At 61.0% G+C, this 17,615-nt stretch carries 18 protein-coding genes; 12 read left to right on the forward strand and 6 right to left on the reverse strand.

The features are described 5' to 3' along the window. The first annotated feature begins 13 nt into the window (after nucleotides 1-13). The 12 genes from BB029_RS29400 (at nucleotide 14) to BB029_RS29455 (ending at nucleotide 12,306) form a co-directional block, all read left to right on the forward strand. On the forward strand, nucleotides 14-973 hold the full coding sequence (locus BB029_RS29400) for a nitroreductase family protein (protein WP_159440249.1): 960 nt from the start codon (nucleotides 14-16) through the stop codon (nucleotides 971-973). Between the two features lies 1 nt (nucleotide 974). After that, the gene (locus BB029_RS29405) at nucleotides 975-1,910 is read left to right on the forward strand and encodes a glycosyltransferase family 2 protein (protein WP_027608682.1); all 936 of its coding nucleotides are present in this window, start codon (nucleotides 975-977) and stop codon (nucleotides 1,908-1,910) included. 69 nt (nucleotides 1,911-1,979) lie between these two features. Continuing rightward, on the forward strand, nucleotides 1,980-3,101 hold the full coding sequence (gene gmd / locus BB029_RS29410) for a GDP-mannose 4,6-dehydratase (RefSeq protein ID WP_027608681.1): 1,122 nt from the start codon (nucleotides 1,980-1,982) through the stop codon (nucleotides 3,099-3,101). A 2-nt stretch (nucleotides 3,102-3,103) separates the two neighbouring features. Further along, a complete protein-coding gene (locus BB029_RS29415) occupies nucleotides 3,104-4,081 on the forward strand; it encodes a GDP-L-fucose synthase (protein WP_065925164.1) in 978 nt (325 codons plus the stop codon). Further along, nucleotides 4,081-5,289 (forward strand): glycosyltransferase WbuB, encoded by a 1,209-nt coding sequence (locus BB029_RS29420; RefSeq protein WP_065941937.1) that lies wholly within the window; start codon nucleotides 4,081-4,083, stop codon nucleotides 5,287-5,289. The genes BB029_RS29415 and BB029_RS29420 overlap by 1 nt, the downstream gene beginning before the upstream one ends. A gap of 5 nt (nucleotides 5,290-5,294) precedes the next feature. Continuing rightward, nucleotides 5,295-5,753 carry a GDP-mannose mannosyl hydrolase gene (locus tag BB029_RS29425; protein WP_065942121.1) on the forward strand — a complete coding sequence of 153 codons (459 nt, stop codon included), beginning with the start codon at nucleotides 5,295-5,297 and terminating at the stop codon, nucleotides 5,751-5,753. Nucleotides 5,754-5,776: 23 nt separating this feature from the next. Further along, entirely contained in the window at nucleotides 5,777-7,186 is a 1,410-nt protein-coding gene (locus BB029_RS29430; protein ID WP_065941938.1) for a mannose-1-phosphate guanylyltransferase/mannose-6-phosphate isomerase, read from the forward strand. Between the two features lie 178 nt (nucleotides 7,187-7,364). Next, nucleotides 7,365-7,604, forward strand: a complete 240-nt coding sequence (locus BB029_RS29435) for a hypothetical protein (protein WP_065941939.1) — start codon at nucleotides 7,365-7,367, stop codon at nucleotides 7,602-7,604. A gap of 87 nt (nucleotides 7,605-7,691) precedes the next feature. Then, the gene (locus BB029_RS29440) at nucleotides 7,692-8,804 is read left to right on the forward strand and encodes a polysaccharide biosynthesis/export family protein (protein ID WP_083236516.1); all 1,113 of its coding nucleotides are present in this window, start codon (nucleotides 7,692-7,694) and stop codon (nucleotides 8,802-8,804) included. 12 nt (nucleotides 8,805-8,816) lie between these two features. Beyond that, nucleotides 8,817-9,470, forward strand: coding sequence for a YjbF family lipoprotein (locus tag BB029_RS29445; RefSeq protein WP_253490825.1), 654 nt, complete (start codon nucleotides 8,817-8,819; stop codon nucleotides 9,468-9,470). After that, a complete protein-coding gene (locus tag BB029_RS29450) occupies nucleotides 9,467-10,234 on the forward strand; it encodes a capsule biosynthesis GfcC family protein (protein WP_065941941.1) in 768 nt (255 codons plus the stop codon). Before BB029_RS29445 ends, BB029_RS29450 begins: the two co-directional genes overlap by 4 nt. Continuing rightward, entirely contained in the window at nucleotides 10,231-12,306 is a 2,076-nt protein-coding gene (locus BB029_RS29455) for a YjbH domain-containing protein (RefSeq protein ID WP_065941942.1), read from the forward strand. Before BB029_RS29450 ends, BB029_RS29455 begins: the two co-directional genes overlap by 4 nt. A gap of 175 nt (nucleotides 12,307-12,481) precedes the next feature. Here the strand turns inward: BB029_RS29455 and BB029_RS29460 are convergent, their stop codons facing one another. The 6 genes from BB029_RS29460 to BB029_RS29485 all read right to left on the reverse strand — a co-directional run bounded on the left by BB029_RS29460 (nucleotide 12,482) and on the right by BB029_RS29485 (nucleotide 17,556). Then, the gene (locus BB029_RS29460; protein ID WP_065941943.1) at nucleotides 12,482-13,873 is read right to left on the reverse strand and encodes an undecaprenyl-phosphate glucose phosphotransferase; all 1,392 of its coding nucleotides are present in this window, start codon (nucleotides 13,871-13,873) and stop codon (nucleotides 12,482-12,484) included. Nucleotides 13,874-14,097: 224 nt separating this feature from the next. Then, nucleotides 14,098-14,670 carry a winged helix-turn-helix domain-containing protein gene (locus BB029_RS29465; RefSeq protein ID WP_065941944.1) on the reverse strand — a complete coding sequence of 191 codons (573 nt, stop codon included), beginning with the start codon at nucleotides 14,668-14,670 and terminating at the stop codon, nucleotides 14,098-14,100. A 32-nt stretch (nucleotides 14,671-14,702) separates the two neighbouring features. Beyond that, nucleotides 14,703-15,395 (reverse strand): hypothetical protein, encoded by a 693-nt coding sequence (locus BB029_RS29470; protein ID WP_065941945.1) that lies wholly within the window; start codon nucleotides 15,393-15,395, stop codon nucleotides 14,703-14,705. Further along, nucleotides 15,388-16,116: a winged helix-turn-helix domain-containing protein gene (locus BB029_RS29475; protein ID WP_065941946.1), complete on the reverse strand. Its 729-nt coding sequence runs from the start codon at nucleotides 16,114-16,116 to the stop codon at nucleotides 15,388-15,390. Before BB029_RS29475 ends, BB029_RS29470 begins: the two co-directional genes overlap by 8 nt. Nucleotides 16,117-16,412: 296 nt before the next feature. Beyond that, nucleotides 16,413-16,955 (reverse strand): thioesterase family protein, encoded by a 543-nt coding sequence (locus BB029_RS29480; protein WP_065941947.1) that lies wholly within the window; start codon nucleotides 16,953-16,955, stop codon nucleotides 16,413-16,415. A 175-nt stretch (nucleotides 16,956-17,130) separates the two neighbouring features. Beyond that, complete coding sequence (locus tag BB029_RS29485) at nucleotides 17,131-17,556, reverse strand: hypothetical protein (protein ID WP_065941948.1); 426 nt, start codon at nucleotides 17,554-17,556, stop codon at nucleotides 17,131-17,133. Nucleotides 17,557-17,615: the final 59 nt, after the last annotated feature.

Consider the following 17,615-nt stretch of genomic DNA (forward strand, 5'->3'; position numbering starts at 1 on the left):
ACAGGTGAAACCCATGATGGATAAGGCATGGAAGTTGATGTATTTCGTCAGCGAGTTCTTTCGCGACATGCTCACGTTTATTCGCCACAACGGCTACTCGCCGCTGGAAAGCCGCAACAAGAAGCTGTTCTACAAAATCCTCATCGAAACCCACACCGTGGAAAAGGGCCTGTCCCTCAAGGAACCCAAGCCGCTGTTCGGCAAGGACAAGATCAACGGCATCATCCATATGCTCAACGAATACGACCGCACGTATTCGGCGCTGCCGGTGGAGATGGCCCTCGGCGCGTTCCAAGGCTACCTCGAGCTGCACCGCACCCTCGGCATCAGCGACGACTTCGTGTTTTACCTGGATGCCTATGTGGAGCACCTCAAGCGCGACGGCACCGCCGGCAGCGGTGGTATCAAGCGTGCGGCGCCGTGGCTGGGCAACGGCGGTCTGGATGCCAAGGCGTTCCTGCAATCGCGCTCCAGTTGCCGCATGTTCCAGGCCGGCAAGATCGACAGTGGCCTGCTGACGTCCCTGGTGGAATTGGCGCAGTCGTCACCCTCGCAATGCAACCGGCAGTCGTCGCGGGTGCATGTGTATCAGGACCGCGCGGTGATCGCGCAGCTGCTGGAGCTGCAAGGCGGCTCGCGCGGGTTTGCGCAGTCGGTGGACAACCTGTTTGTGGTCACGTCCGAAGTCACCGCCTGGGGCGGCGCCGGGCAGCGCAACCAGCTTTACGTCGACGGTGCGTTGTTTTCCATGGGCCTGCTGCTGGCCTGCCACGCCAATGGCCTGGGCGCGTGCCCGCTGAACCTGGCGATCCTCAATTCGGTGGAAAAGAAGATCCGTGGCATCGGCGCCATCCCGGCCAGCGAGCGGTTGATCATGATGATCGCCGTGGGGCTGCCCCTGGAAAGCCACTTCCGGGCCGCGCGTTCACCGCGCCGGCTCACCACCGAAGTCCTGCAGATGCACGGTGGCTGATATGAAGCGCGAAACCGTCAGTGTGATCATCCTCACCTACAACGAAAGCCTGCATATCGCCCGGGCCATCGAGTCGGTACGGGCCTTCAGCGACGAAGTGCTGGTGGTCGATTCGTTTTCCACCGACGACACCTGCGACATCGCCCGGCGCCATGGCGCGCTGGTGGTGCAGCATGCCTTCGTCAACCAGGCCAAGCAGTTCCAGTGGGCGCTGGATCACCTGCCGATTACCGGCAACTGGACGATGCGCCTGGACGCCGACGAAATCATCGAGGCCGACCTTGCCGCCGCGATCAATACCCGGCTGCCGACCCTGGCCCGCGACATCACCGGCATCAACTTCAAGCGCAAGCATATCTTCATGGGGCGCTGGGTGCGCCATGGCGGCCGTTACCCGTTGAAGATGCTGCGGCTGTGGCGCACCGGCCAGGGGCGCATGGAGGACCGTTGGATGGACGAGCACATCTCGGTCGCCGAGGGCCGCACCATCACCCTCGACGGCGGGTTTGCCGACCATAACCTGCATGACTTGACCTTCTTCACCCACAAGCACAACCAGTACGCCACCCGCGAAGCGATTGAAGTGCTTAACGCGCGGCTGGGGCTGTTTGCGATACGCGATGAACTGCATGCCGGGCAGAGTTCGTTCCAGGCCAAGGCCAAGCGCCTGGTCAAGAACCGCGTGTACAACCGCGTGCCGTTCACCCTCAGTTCCACCGCGTATTTCCTGTGGCGCTACATCATCCAGCTGGGGTTTCTCGATGGCCGCAGCGGCCTGGTCTATCACCTGCTCCAGGGCTATTGGTACCGCTTTCTGGTGGGCGCCAAAGTGCTCGAACTGGAAACCGCGATTGCGCACTTAAACGATAAGGAAGCCATTGTCCGGGAACTCTCAAAGTTGACCGGACATAACTTGAACCTGCCCACACCGAAGTAACTGAGCGTTTTTAACAAACACCCAAGTTTGGGTGTCGGCCTTCGCTCGCCTATCAATTGGGAGACAGACATGAATAAAGTCGCGCTTATTACCGGGATCACCGGTCAGGATGGCTCGTACCTGGCCGAGCTGCTGCTGGAAAAAGGCTATACCGTGCACGGCCTCAAGCGCCGTTCTTCGTCGTTCAATACCCAGCGCATCGATCATATTTACCAGGACCCCCAGGCCCTGCGTAAAAACCTGATCCTGCACTATGGCGACCTGGCGGATTCGTCGAACCTGACGCGTATCATCCAGCAGATCCAGCCCGATGAAATCTACAACCTCGGCGCCCAATCCCATGTGGCGGTGAGCTTCGATTCGCCGGAATACACCGCCGATGTGGATGCCCTCGGCACCTTGCGCATCCTCGAGGCGATCCGCCTGCTGGGCCTGGAAAAGAAGACCCGCTTCTACCAGGCCTCGACCTCCGAGCTGTACGGGCTGGTGCAGGAAACCCCGCAGAAGGAAACCACGCCGTTCTACCCGCGCTCGCCCTATGCGGTGGCCAAGCTGTACGCCTACTGGATCACCGTGAACTTCCGCGAAGCCTATGGGCTGTATGCGTGCAACGGCATCCTGTTCAACCACGAGTCGCCGCGTCGCGGTGAAACCTTCGTGACCCGCAAGATCACCCGCGCCCTGAGCAACATCGCCCTGGGCCTGGAACAGTGCCTGTACATGGGCAACATGGATGCACTGCGCGACTGGGGCCACGCCAAGGACTACGTGCGCATGCAGTGGATGATGCTGCAACAGGAACACCCCGAGGACTTTGTCATCGCCACCGGTGTGCAGTATTCGGTGCGCGACTTTATTCGCTGGTCGGCGGCGGAACTGGGGCTGCATCTGCGCTTTGTCGGCGAGGGCGTGGAAGAGGTGGCGGTGGTCGAGCGGATCGACGGCGACCTGGCGCCGGGCATCCTGGTGGGCGATGTGATTGTGCGCGTCGACCCGCGTTACTTCCGCCCGGCGGAAGTCGAGACGCTGTTGGGCGACCCGTCCAAGGCCAAGCGCCTGCTCGGCTGGGTGCCGGAAATCAGCGCCCAGGAAATGTGCGCGGAGATGGTCCGCGAAGACCTCAAGGTCGCCCAGCGCCACGCCTTGTTGCGCCTGCACGGGCATGACGCACCGATTGCCGTGGAGAACTGAGCATGGCACGTGACTTTGATGCGCGGATCTTCGTGGCCGGCCATCGCGGCATGGTCGGCTCGGCCATCGTGCGGCGCCTGTGGGCCTTGGGCTACACGCAGTTGCTTACCGCCGGCCGTGACGAACTGGACCTGCTCGACCCGGCGGCAGTGCAGGCGTACTTCGCCCGGCACCGAGTGGACCAGGTGTACCTGGCGGCCGCCAAGGTCGGCGGGATTCACGCCAACGCAACGTACCCGGCCGATTTCATCTACCAGAACCTGATGATCCAGGCCAACGTGATCCACGCCGCCCACAGCCATGGCGTGGAGAAACTGTTGTTCCTCGGCTCGTCCTGCATCTACCCGGTGCATGCCCCGCAACCGATGATCGAAGCGGTGTTGCTCGACGGCGCGCTGGAACCCACCAACGAACCCTACGCGGTGGCCAAGATCGCCGGGATCAAGCTGTGCGAAAGCTACAACCGCCAGCATGGCCGCGATTACCGCAGCGTGATGCCCACCAACCTGTACGGGCCGGGCGACAACTACCACCCGCAGAACAGCCATGTGATCGCCGCCTTGCTGCGGCGCTTCCATGAGGCGACGCAGCGCGGCGATGAGGAAGTGGTGATCTGGGGCAGTGGCAAACCACGGCGCGAGTTCCTGCATGTGGATGACATGGCGGCGGCCAGCGTGCATGTGATGGAGCTCAGCCAGGAACGCTACCGCGAGCAGACCCAGCCGATGCGTTCGCATTTGAACGTCGGCACCGGGGTGGATTGCACCATCGCCGAACTGGCCCAGGCGCTGGTGCGGGTCACCGGCTTCAAGGGGCAGTTGCGCTTCGACGCCAGCAAGCCCGACGGCGCACCGCGCAAGCTGCTGGATGTGAGCCGGATCAACGCCCTCGGCTGGGAAGCCTATGTGCCGTTGGAAGAGGGCCTGCGCGACGCCTACAACGCCTACCTCGCGGCCCTCGAACAGCCTCGGGGCCACTGATGAAGATCCTCCTGTACGGCATCAACTACAGCCCGGAGCTCACCGGCATCGGCAAGTACAGCGGTGAACAGGCGCGCTGGCTGGCAGGCCAGGGCCATGAGGTGCGAGTGGTGACGGCGCCGCCGTATTACCCGCAGTGGCAAGTGGGCGAGGGCTATTCGCCGTGGCGCTTTCGCACCGAGCAGGACGACGGCGTGACGGTGATTCGCTGCCCGCTGTATGTGCCACGCCAGCCCACGGCGTTGACGCGCCTGCTGCACCTGATGAGCTTTTCCGCCAGTTCGTTTTTGGCGGTCATGGGGCAGTGGCGCTGGAAACCGGACCTGGTGATCCTGGTGGTGCCCACGTTGTTTTGTGCGCCCCAGGCACTGTTGTTGGCCAAGCTCAGTGGCGCGCGCTCGGTGCTGCATATCCAGGACTACGAAGTGGACGCGATGTTCGGCCTCGGCATCGGTGGCGGCTCCCTTGTGCGGCGCCTGGCGTTTGGGCTTGAGCGCTGGCTGTTGCGGCGTTTTGACCGGGTCTCGACGATTTCCAGCGGCATGCTCGACAAGGCCCGGGGCAAAGGCGTGAACGGCAAGCGCCTGCTGTTCTTTCCCAATTGGTCGGAAACCGCCCGCTTTCGCCAGGTGCCCCGCAGCCCCGGGCTGCTGCAGCGCCTGGGTGTGGCGCCGGGCCAAAGGGTGTTGTTGTACGCCGGCAATATCGGCGAGAAGCAGGGCCTGGAACTGATCCTCGACGCCGCCCAGGCCTATGCCGATCGCCCGGAGTTGGTGTTCCTGATCGTCGGCCAGGGCACCGGCAAGGCCCGCTTGCTCGAGCGTGTACAGCGCGATGGCCTGCGCAACGTGCTGTTTGCGCCGTTGCAGCCCTACGAGGATCTGCCGGTGCTGCTGGCCTCGGCCGACGTGCACCTGGTGATCCAGAAGCGCGGGGTGGCGGACGCGGTGCTGCCTTCCAAACTGACCAATATCCTCGCGGTGGGCGGCCACGCCATCATCACCGCCGACCCCGGCACCACCCTCGGCCGCCTGTGCGAGGAACACCCCGGCATTGCGTTGTTGGCTGAACCGGAGTCTGTCGCCGCGCTGAACATCGGGATCGAGCGGGCACTGGCATTGCCCGCGCGCAACGAGGTGGCGCTGAACTACGCCAAGGAGTTCCTCGACAAGGAACGTATTCTGCAACGCTTTATGGCACAGGTCTGATGGGTATGTGGCTTGATTTACCGACCTTCAATACGGTCGTGGCATCGACGCCGCTGGTGGCGATCGACCTGGTGGTGAGAAACGCCCGTGGCGAGGTCCTGTTGGGCCTGCGCGTCAATCGGCCGGCCTATGGTTTCTGGTTCGTGCCCGGCGGGCGTATCCAGAAAAACGAACACCTCGACAACGCCTTCCGGCGCATCACCCGCGACGAACTGGGACAGCCGTTCGAGCGCGCCGAGGCGCGGCTGCTGGGGGTGTACGAGCACTTCTACGACGACAGTGTGTTCGCCAACGCCGGGGCCGGGCCGGACACCCATTACGTGGTGCTCGGCTATTGCCTGGACCTGGCGGAAGGCCAGACCCTGCAGCCGCCCACGGAGCAACACCAGCATTACCGCTGGTGGTCCGAGGACGAACTGCGCATCAGCCCGCGGGTGCACGAACACACTCGCGCCTATTTCTGACTCTCTCTCCCGAGGACGCTCTCATGTTGTTACCGGTGATCATGGCAGGCGGTTCGGGGTCGCGCCTGTGGCCGCTTTCGCGGCAACTGAACCCCAAGCAGTTCCTGCGCCTGACCGACGCGCACCTGTCGATGCTGCAGCAGACCATCACGCGGCTGGAAGGCGCCAACGTCGCGCTGCCGCAGTTGATCTGCAATGAGCAGCATCGCTTCCTGGTGGCCGAGCAATTGCGCCAGTTGGGCATGGAGCAGGCCAGCATCCTGTTGGAGCCGGTGGGGCGCAACACGGCGCCGGCCATCGCGCTGGCGGCGTGCAAGGCGCTGGCCGAGCACCAGGACCCGATCCTGCTGGTGCTGGCGGCAGACCATTTGATCGAAGACGTCCCGGCGTTTCATGCCAGCCTGGAAGTGGCGCTGCCGCTGGCCCGTGAAGGCAAGTTGGTGACCTTCGGCATCACGCCCACCAGTGCCCATACCGGCTACGGCTATATCGAACAAGGCGCGGCGGCGGGCGAGGGCGGTTATCGGGTCAAGCGCTTTGTGGAGAAGCCGGACGCCGCCACCGCTGCGGCGTACCTGGCCAGCGGCGGGTATTACTGGAACAGCGGCATGTTCATGTTCCGCGCCAGTCGTTACCTGGAGGAGCTGGAACGCTTCCAGCCGGCTATCCTCGAGGCCTGTCGCGTGGCGCTGGAAGGCGGCAGCCAGGATCAACCCTTCACCCGCGTGCATGCCGCGACCTTTGCCGCGTGCCCGGACGATTCCATCGATTACGCGGTGATGGAAAACACCCATGACGCGGTGATGGTGCCGTTGCAGGCCGGCTGGAGTGATATCGGCTCGTGGTCGGCGCTGTGGGAGGCCAGCGAAAAAGATGCCAGCGGCAATGTGATACGCGGCGACGGGCTGAGCCTGGACACCCGAGACACCTACGTCCACGCCGACAGTCGGCTGGTGGCCACGGTTGGGGTGCAGGACCTGATCATTGTCGAGACCAAGGACGCGGTATTGGTGGCCCACAAGGACCAGGTGCAGCAGGTCAAGGCCATCGTCGACCTGCTCAAGCAGGCCGGGCGCCATGAGCATCTCAACCACCGCGAGGTGTATCGGCCATGGGGCATGTACGACTCGGTGGACAATGGCCAGCGCTATCAGGTCAAGCGCATCACGGTGAAGCCGGGGGCCAAGTTGTCGGTGCAGATGCACCACCACCGCGCCGAGCACTGGATCGTGGTCAGCGGTACGGCGCGGGTGACCAATGGCGAACAGACTTACCTGGTGTCGGAAAACCAGTCGACCTATATCCCTATCGGCCAGGTGCACGCCCTGGAAAACCCGGGGGTGATCCCGCTGGAGTTGATCGAAGTGCAGTCGGGCTCTTATCTGGGCGAAGACGATATTGTGCGCTTCGAAGACAAGTACGGCAGGGCCTGAGGTTTTCCGACAATTAATAACGTTTTTAATAACTTCGCCGGGCGCAATGCATTGAAGGCCGGGGCTTGCCGGGAAAACGTTATTTTCAACTAAGTCGGTTGAATATTATCTGTCTGGTGTGCTGTTTAGTTGAATGGCACTATCGGTTTGCCTGCTCACTGATGATAAGGAGTCTGAAATGAGAAAATCACTGGCTATTCTGGTACTCAGTGTCTTGAGTACTTCGGCGATGGCCGACGAGTTACCGTTGGGGCTTGATACCACAGTGGCCGGAACCGTTACGGTGGGGCAATCGTTGTTGGTCGGCGCTGCCCTGGTTGCCGGTGTTGCCGCTGTTTCCAACAGCGGCGGCAGCTCCAATGGCGGCACCACCACGGGTACTACCGGCACCACCGGCACTACGGGTACCAGCAACTAGTCGTACACCTTCCGCTTTTAAGACCGCTTGGAATCCCCGCCCAAGTGGTCTTTTTTTCTTGTCGTCTATCGCGAGTGTCCTAGCACTATGATGCGTATTTTTTCTATTGCAGCCGTGGCCGCTGCATTATTGCAAGGCTGCATGTTTGCCCCGGGTCAATCTATGGACACGGCCTCCCTGACCGAAGAGGGCGGGCCTGAAAACAGTCGCGTGGATTTAATTCCGATTACCCCAAAGTTATTGGCCATGGACGCGGCAAGTCATGTGCCTTATTCCATCCCCGCAGAACTATTGAGTTATAAACCCGGGCCGTATTTGATCGGCGCCAATGATGCGTTGTATATCACGGTGTGGGATCACCCCGAACTTACCGCGCCGTCCGGCCCGCAGCAGCAGATCGATGCCAACGGTCGCCTGGTCAGCCCCGAGGGCAACCTGTTTTACCCCTACGTCGGCGAGGTGGTTGCCAAGGGTCGCAGCATTGAAGCGCTGCGCAGCGAGATCACCGACAAGCTGCGCCAGTACATCGACAGCCCCCAGGTGGATGTCAGCGTGTTGCGTTTTGCCAGCCAGAAAGTGGTGATCAGCGGCGCGGTGATCAAGGCCGGGCCGGTGCCCCTGACCACCATTGCCATGAACGTCAGCGAGGCCCTTGGCGCCGCCGGGATCGACCCGATCAACGCCGACCTGTCGAACCTCACCCTCACCCGTGGCGGCAAGCGCTACACCCTGGACCTCGACACGCTCAACCTTGAGCAGTCGCGCCTGAATGACATTTACCTGAAGGACGGCGACCAGCTGTACCTGGCCTACAACGACCGCAAGCGCATCTACGTGATGGGCGAGGTGATGCAACCCCGCGCGCTGAGTTTCAAGACCCGCAGCATGAACCTCTCCGACGTGCTGGGTTCAGTGGGCGGGGTCAACCAGAACACCTCCAACGCCGATGCCATCTACGTGATTCGCGGCGCGCAGAACATTGATGTGGAACCGGCCAAGGTGTTCCAGCTGGAAGCCGGCTCCCCTTCGGCCATGGCCCTGGCCACGCGTTTTGATGTGCAGCCCCAGGACGTGGTGTTTGTCGGCCCGGCGAATATCACGCGCTGGAACCGCTTTATCAGCCAACTGGTGCCGTCCGCGTCGATCATCGGCATTGGTGCATCCACCCAGAACAACCTGAGCGAAGCCAGCAGCCGATAGGGTGGTACCTGCGTGAACAGTCTGAAAATCGGTACGTACGCGGGGTTGGCGTGGCTGTTGGCTGGCTGCAATCCGCTGATGCAGGCCTCGCTGGATACCTTCAAGGCTGCCGTCGGCGGCCCGCCGCCGCTGGTGTTGAGCCAGGCCCAGGTGGATGCGGTGCCGTTCCCCCAGATCAAGGTCACCACGGTGTCCGGCGCAGGGGTAATGGCGTTGATCCGCCAGCGTGACGACCTGCAGTTCTGGGTGGCGTCCGGCAAACAGGTGCTGCTACTGCGCGATGGTCTGGTGGTGCGCACGGTGGGCCTGGGCACTGACCTGGATGGCACGCGCTGGCAGGGCCGGTCACCGTTCCAGCAAGGGTTGCATCGTGTCCCGGACGGCTATCGCAGCACGCGCCAGATCGACGTGGTGGACGGCTATCGCCTGGGCGTTACGGTCAACAGCCGCATGACGCGCCATGGGCTGGAGAGCGTCGAGATTCTCGACAAATCCTATGCCTTGCTGCGGGTGGATGAAGACATCGAGGCCCCCGGCTTTCACGCGCGTAACCGTTACTGGGTCGACCCCACCGACGGTTTTATCGTGCAGAGCGAGCAGCACCTGACGCCCGACCTGACGCTCACCATTACTCAGCTGCAACCGACTCGCAAGGATGCCCCATGATGCTGCGAAAATTGGCCGCGCTGGTGCTGTTGTGCAGTGGCGCCAGTGTGTCCCAGGCGGCGATGACCGTCAGTGGCGAGGTGCGCAATCCGGGGCCGATCCCCTTGGCGCCCGAGGCGCGCTTGCTGGATGTGATCACGGCGTCGCAACCGGATGCCCAGGGCTATTGGCTCGGTGCGGCCTGGCTGCGCCAACCCTTGCTGGCACAGCAGGCACGGCTCAAGGCCGGTGTGCTGTTTGACCTGCAAACCCTGCAGCGTGCGGCGTTGGCGGCCGGTCGCGAAGGTCGCGCGCATGTGGCGGCTCGGCTCTATCAACAGGTGCAGGCCTTGCCGGTGACCGGCCGCCAACAGGCGATGCTGGATCCGGTGGCGGTGGAAGTCGGCTTTGCGCCGAACCCGCTGGTCAGTGAGGGCGACCGCCTGGTTTATCCGCCGAGGCCGGACAGCGTGCGTGTCGTGGGGGCCGTCGCCGCGGCCTGCACGTTGGCATTCCAGGCGCTGCAGCGGCCCCTCGATTACCTCCACGCCTGTCCGGCCCTGGCGGAAGCGGACCGCGATTACCTGTGGCTGATCCAGCCCGACGGCCATGTCACGCGCCTGGGTATCGCGGCATGGAATCGCGAGGAGGGCACGCCTCCCGCGCCGGGCAGTACGTTGCTGGTGCCGATCCGCAGCGACGACCTGGACCCGCCCACCCCTGAGCTCAATCAGCAACTGGCCGAGTTTCTTGCCACCCAACCCCTGGCCGAGGTCACGCCTTGAAATTATGTATTGCAGCCGTGCTGCTGGTGCCCTGTGGCGTCACCCATGGCGATCCCCGTTACACCCAAAGCGATTTCGGCGGCGTCGGGCTGCTGCAAACCCCCACCGCCCGCATGGCGCCCGCCGGCGAACTCAGCGTGAATGCCAACCGCACCGAACCCTACAGCCGCTACAGTTTTTCGGCGCAACCCCTGGACTGGCTGGAGGGCACCTTTCGCTACACTGCGATCACCAACCGCCCCTATGGCGCCGAGTCCTTCAGCGGCGGCCAGAGCTATAAGGACAAGGCGGTCGACGCCAAAGTGCGCCTGTATCAGGAAAGCCACTGGCTGCCCGAGGTGGCGCTGGGGTTCATGGACCTGGGTGGCACCGGGTTGTTTTCCAGCGAGTACCTGGTGGCCAACAAACGCTACGGTGACGTGGATTTCAGTGCCGGCATCGCCTGGGGGTACCTGGGCAGTCGCGGTGATTTCGGCAACCCGTTGGGCGCCTTGGATGATCGTTTCAACCAGCGGCCCACCGCCGAAGGCTCCGGCAGTTTTTCCAACGGCTACTTTCGCGGCCGGCCCGCGTTGTTCGGCGGGATTGCCTATCAGACACCCTGGGCACCGCTGAGCCTCAAGCTGGAATACGAGGGCAACGACTATCAGAACGAACCCCGCGACAACAACCAGCGCCAGGACTCGCCCATCAACCTCGGCCTGGTCTACAAGCTGGCCGACTCCATCGATGTGAGTGCCGCCTGGGAACGTGGCAACACCGCCATGTTCGGCATCACCCTGCACACCAATTTCGTCAGCCGCAAGGCCCCGGTAAAAACCTACGACCCGCCGGCCCCCAAGTTGCCTGCCAAGGCCCCGACCACGCCGATGGACCAGGTGGATTGGGCCGCCGTATCCCGGCGCCTGCATGACAATGCCGGCTACAATGTGCAGCGCATTACCCAGCGCGGGCCGGAGTTGTTGGTGTACGGCGAACAGCAGCGCTATTTCTACAGCGCCAAGGCGGTGGGCCGCGCCAGTCGGATTCTCGATAACAGCGTGAATGACCAGATCGATTGGTTCACCCTGGTGAGCGAGCGCTACGCCATGCCGATCGAAGAAACCAGCGTGCCGCGCGAGACCTTTCGCGAGGTGGTCAGCCACCGCGAGGACCTGCAGAACCTGCATCGCCAGGTCGAGGTCAATCGCGCCAGCAACCGCAGCCAGACAGTGCTGTACACCCAGCCACCCAAACCCTTCACCTATGGTGTGGGGCTGGGCTACAAGCAGAACGTCGGCGGGCCGGATGGCTTGCTCTACCAGGTGTCCGCCGACCTTGACGGCGAGTATCGTTTCACCCGCACTACCTGGTGGAGCGGCCTGCTCAGCGTCAACCTGCTGAACAACTACGACGGATTTACCTACGATGCGCCCAGTGGCTTGCCCCGGGTGCGGACCGACCTGCGCCGGTACATGACCACCTCCGATGTGACCCTGCCGACCTTCCAGCTCAACCATGCGCAGCAGTTGGACCAGGACCTCTACGGCATGGTCTACGGTGGTTTGCTGGAGTCGATGTACGCCGGTGTCGGCAGTGAAGTGCTGTACCGTCCGATGGGCCAGCGCTGGGCGTTGGGGGCCGACCTGAACTACGTGCGCCAGCGCGGTTTCGAGCAGGATTTCAGCTTGCGCAATTACCGCACCGTCACCGGGCATATCACCGGCTATACCGATCTGCCGTTCAACATTCAGGGCGCCTTGAGTGTGGGGCGCTACCTGGCCAGGGACTGGGGCGCGACCCTGGACCTGTCGCGGGAATTCAACAATGGTGTGCGGATTGGCGCGTGGATCACCCGCACCACTGCATCCAGCGCAGAGTACGGCGAAGGCAGCTTCGACAAAGGCCTGTACCTGTCCATTCCGTTCGATGAGTTGATGAGCCTGTCGACGATGCGGCGCGCCAACCTGGTATGGGCGCCGCTGACCCGCGATGGCGGCGCACGCTTGAACCGCGCCTACTCACTGCATTCGATGACCGATGGGCGCGACAGTGAGCTGTTCTACAAGAACATCGACAAGATCACTGAATAGACCTAGCGTTGTCGCGCAGCAAACTGGGACCTTTGTGGTGAGCGGGCTTGTCCCGCGTAGGGGGGCGAAGCGCCCCTGATGAAGACGAATGCGGTGTATCAGGCACTCCTCTGGGCCTGGTTTTGGGGCTGCCACGCAGCCCCTCCCACATTTGAACTGTATTGATTGCCGGCTATCAGTAGATGTCCTTGGACAGCAGCGTAAACGGCGTCTTCAGCAGGATCTTGATGTCCAGCCACAGCGACCAGGTGTTGATGTAGCGCAGGTCGATGTCGACGCGCTGTTGCATCTTCTCCAGGGTCTCGGTCTCGCCCCGGCAGCCATTGACCTGTGCCAGGCCGGTGATGCCGGGTTTGATCCGGTGGCGGGCCATGTAGGCGCGGATTTTCCCCGAGTAGTAGTCGTTGTGTGCAATCGCATGGGGGCGTGGGCCGACCAGTGCCATGTGGCCTTGCAGCACGTTGAACAGCTGCGGCAATTCGTCGATGGAGGTGCGCCGGATAAACCGGCCCACCGGCGTAATGCGTGAATCGTTGCGACTGGCCTGGCGTACCTCATGGTCGTCATGCACACGCATGGAGCGGAATTTCCACACCTTGATCACCTCGCCATTCCAGCCGTGGCGGTCCTGCTTGAAGATCACCGGGCCGGGGGAGGTGAGCTTGATCAGCAGAGCGACCAGCAGCAGCAACGGGCTCAGCACGATGATCGCCAGAGCAGCCAGGCTCTTGTCCAGCAGCGACTTGCTCAGCGCCGCGGTGGGACGGCTGGTCAGCGGGCTTTCGTTGAGGTAGATCGCCGGCAGCCCATCCACTTCGGCCACGCAATGGTTGAGCAGCAGCATGTTATTGAGGTCGGGCACCCAGATTACATCCACGCTGATCTCCAGCAGGTTGAGGTACAACGCCTCAATGTGGGTGGCGTCCTGCAATGAATGGGTGATGTAGAGCCGACGGATACCGTGTTGCCGGATCAATTGGGGCAGTTGCGGCAGCTCGCCCAGGATCTGCGATTGCGCACCCTCCGCGGCGCCGGCAGGGTTGCCGACGAGCCCCACCAGGGGCGAACGCTTTTGACGGGAGAGGGTTCTGGCCAGGTCCACGGCAAGCTTGCCGGTACCCACGATCAATGACTTTTGGCGCTCGTGAAGTTGGCGGTGGTAATACCGGGACAGGCTATGTAAAGGGATATAGCACAGGGCCAGTAACGGATAACTGATTGCCGCCCAGAGTAATAAGGTTTCCCAAGGAAATAATGAACTTGCATTGCACGCCATGCCCACGATAAACACTATTGCGACGGTCAGCAGCCAGCCCATGAACAGTCGTCCCAGGCCCACGCCGTAGTCATCTTTTTTACTGTAGACGTCACACAGGCTATACGCCGGAAGGGATGCCAATATGGTAAATGCGGCCAGCGCTCGGTAGTTGTATTCAAGTTGGCCGGTCTTTAAAAAGACCAACATGAATAACGCTGTAACCACCAATCCCGATGCCAATGTCCACTGGCCCCAAAACGTTAAACCCTTGGGGGTCAGGTTGCGATGCATTCTAGTATTGTTCAACATAGTTCTGCTCCCGGTGGTGACCACGCACGTGGTGGCAGGGTTTAATCAACAGGCGGGCACGCGCACGCGCGTACCCTTGGATAGTAATGAACGGCGGGGGGCAGTGGCTGACGACTTATAACAAGGTCGCAAGGATGTTGTTATGGCGCTGATGTTATAAAAAGGCAGGTAGAAGAGGGTGGTAGTAGGCAGGGTGCGTGATAAGGTCTGATGTATTTATTATTTTAGCGGCGCGCTTGGGTCGGCTCTAATGGCTTCTTGATTTTCTGTGTCAGGCAATAACCGCGATTTCTGACGGCGCGAAATAAACGTTCGCCTTCGTTGGCCCGCTTGAACTTTTCCTGCAGGCGACTCAAGCACATCTCCAAGCCGCGATAGTATTCCGGCTCGCGCCCGATATTACGGATCAGTTCTTCTTTGCTGACCACACGGTCTTCGTGGTTCAGCATCTTTTTAATCAAGGCCGACTCAATGGCGGTCAGCGAAATGCGCAGGCCGCCTTTGACCAGCGTTCGGTCATGCTGGGTAAGTAACCAGAAATCCTGGGGATACAGTTGAGTTCTTTCCAGGCCGATGTCCATGGAACGAGAGTGGGGATCCCCCGGGTCGTCGGCAGTCTTGGGTGTAGGCATTCTTGCTTCTTGCCGCGCGGCGTTAAAAGGGTGTGAGAGCAAGGTGATGGAGTGCGTCGCCAGCGCGTTCAAATCGTAGTGGAACGTTTCTGCACTGGGGGTGAAGTCCTGCAGTGCGATAGCCGGGAGTGTCGGAGTGAAGGCGTATTTCTTGAGGGAGCTCATAGTGTCCACCGAGATCAGTGAGAGGCAGGTTTTTATAAGCGATCAGCTGGGGCGTAATACCCGCCCTGAAAGTATTTGAATGGCAGGTTTTTAGCCAACATTGCGCTGTCGCAAAACTCGACATGGTCGGCAATGAAACGCACCCCCGTGGCATTGATCAGCTCAAGCATGTGGTCGTAGAGCCGATCGAACAGGCCCGACCGCGTGTTCAGGCTCAGCCGGAGGGCGGAGTCGGGGAAAGGCATTTTTATGTAGTCGTAGAGGTCCAGCTCGATCAACAGGTCGCCACGTGTTGTATCGAGTGTGTAGCCACTGTAGGCCAGCTTGATACAACCCTGGTCTTTGAGCTTATACAGTTGGCGCACCATGCCTCGGCGCTCTGCAGGATCCGGGAGTGCGCCCAGCGGGTTATGGAGGCTGAGTGTCAAGGTCTGGCCGTGGGTTTTCAGGAGGTGGGCGGCTGCAATGATGTCCTTGACCAGAGGCTCCTTCATCAAGGCAGCCTGATCTATATTCACAAGCCGGTGGCCCACCTGCTGGAGGGCTTTGTGGCGTGGGTGGCTGCGTTGCAGCGCCTCACGGTAAGCAACCTCGAGTTGCTCGCGGTGGCCGCTGCCCACTACGCTGATTTCGCTGCCCCATAGAGCATGCGTACGCTCGACGATGGCCTGCCGGGCCAGTGTGAAGTCCACCGTGTATGCGGGTGATAGTTGCTCGTTATTCACGGTCCGACCGCTCCCTGGAACGTTGGAAATGGCTGGCGCAAATAAGACCGCTGCTGAGTTTGTAGCCGTAGCCGCGGATGTTCTGGATGATATTGTCGCCGTAGTGCGCCTTGATCTTACTGCGCAGTCGACTGATAGACTTTTCCAGTGCCCTGGAGTCGTAGTACTTGGTGTTAAGCCCCATGACCGCCGCAATTTCATTGTGACTCAGCAGTCTGTTCTGAATAAGGGCTTCGAGAACTTTCATCTCGACGAAGGATATTTCCAGCTTTTTACCGTCGCCATAGATGCACATGCGATCCTGATCCAGCACCAGGCCACAACGTTTCAGTCGAGCGCTTTCACTCAAAAAAGCATCAAACAGGCTTAGTTCTTTTTCGGGTGAGGTTTCCAGCGCTTTGATGCAATAGTCAGCACCGGCCAGATAATATTTTGTCTTGCTCAGTGTGGAGGCAAAGGTCACGACAACGAATATCGTGCAGCCCGGATTATCGCTGCGGGTCTTTCTGATAATGTCCAGGGTCTGATTGCTGGCAGAGGGTGTATCAATTTCTATAATAATGGCGCGGTAATGCTTATGACTTTCCAGGGACTCGGTTAGTTGCCCGTAGCATCGTGTATCGATTTTTAAATCATTCGGTACAGTGCGAACTATCAGCGCCCGAAAGTCCTCCGACTTCGATGGGGTCCGTGCAATAGCGAGGACATTGGAAAAATGCATCACCTACTCCCTTTTCTGGCATGCAAGGCCATCAGTTCAATCGCCGCTAGCATTTAGATACTAATCGAATTGAATACGCTCAAACGTGACAAATTTTAACATTCATCACGTTATTTTTGATGGCGAAGCGAGGGGGGAGGCGGTTGTTTCGAGGATCTTTACCTGAACTTACACATAGGCTAGTGCAAATTTGTAATGCGCGGTAAGTATTTTAGCCCTAACGATTTTTTGAGCGGGGCGGGGTTTAAGCCTTGCCCATTTATGCGGCGCTAACAGGGGCTGGGACGCTGGCATCCTCAGGTCAATTCCTCTTCCCGCAACTGCACGCTCATGTCATCGCAACTCTGCGCCCAGTCGATCAACCATTGCGGCATCGGCGGTGATGCCTCGTCCAGACCCAGTTCCCGCACGAACTCACCCGGAGGCAAAGTGCCCTTGGCCGAGCGGAACAGCCCACGCATCACCACCACGCCGACTACGCGACCGCGACTGATAAAACGGTGTTCCATCAGGCTCCACTTCGCGTCCCAGCCCAGCATGCGGGTGTGCACCTCGAACACCTCGAACAGCTTCAACTCCCGTCGAAACTTGCCCCAGGTGTCGCCCACGATGGGCAGGGCCTTGTGGCGCAGTGCGACGCGAAAGGCACCGGTACGCAAGACGAAATCCATGCGCGCGACATCCGCCAGTGAAAAGTACCGGCCATTGGTGACATGCCGGTTGATATCCAGGTCCAGGGGCCACACCCGCATGCGCACCACCGTGGTGGCCAGGCCGTGGGCGGGGGTTCGCCATGGGCGGCGGCAGAGCATGTACAGCAAACGCAACCAGAGATTCATAAGTACGCCCGTCAATTGCTCAGTGGCAGCACTTTAAGGACCTGGAGTCGGCCATGGTAGGTCCGTAAATGACTTATTTGCGCAGGAAAGCGCAATTCGGTGACTTCTCTGATAATGCAGACGAAAAAAAACCGGCTGATCAGGCCGGTTTGGGGATCTCGCAAACGCTGCGGTATCAAGCGTGGTTGTCCAGCAGGCGATCGGCACCGCCTTCGGCCAGGCCACGCTCCTGCAGACGGTCGGCACCGCCTTCGGCCAGGCCACGTTCCTGCAGACGGTCGGCACCGCCTTCGGCCAGGCCACGCTCCTGCAGACGGTCGGCACCGCCTTCGGCCAGGCCACGCTCCTGCAGACGGTCGGCACCGCCTTCGGCCAGACCACGTTCCTGCAGACGGTCGGCACCGCCTTCGGCCAGCCCACGTTCCTGCAAGTGATCGGCACCGCCTTCGGCTACACGATTGCCTTGCAGACGGTCAGCCCCGCCTTCGGCAACACGACTTTCGATCAGGCGATCCGCGCCGCCTTCAGCAACGACAGGGTGGGCAAATGCGTTTGCAGCGAGTACCGAGAAAGCGAGGCTAAGCAAGATTTGGCGTTTCATGAGGATGTGCTCCAAGTGTTTTAGTTGGGTGTTGCCGGGTATGGGTTTGATGTTACGCG

This window comes from Pseudomonas sp. S3E12, from assembly GCF_001702295.1.
Lineage (GTDB): Bacteria > Pseudomonadota > Gammaproteobacteria > Pseudomonadales > Pseudomonadaceae > Aquipseudomonas > Aquipseudomonas marginalis.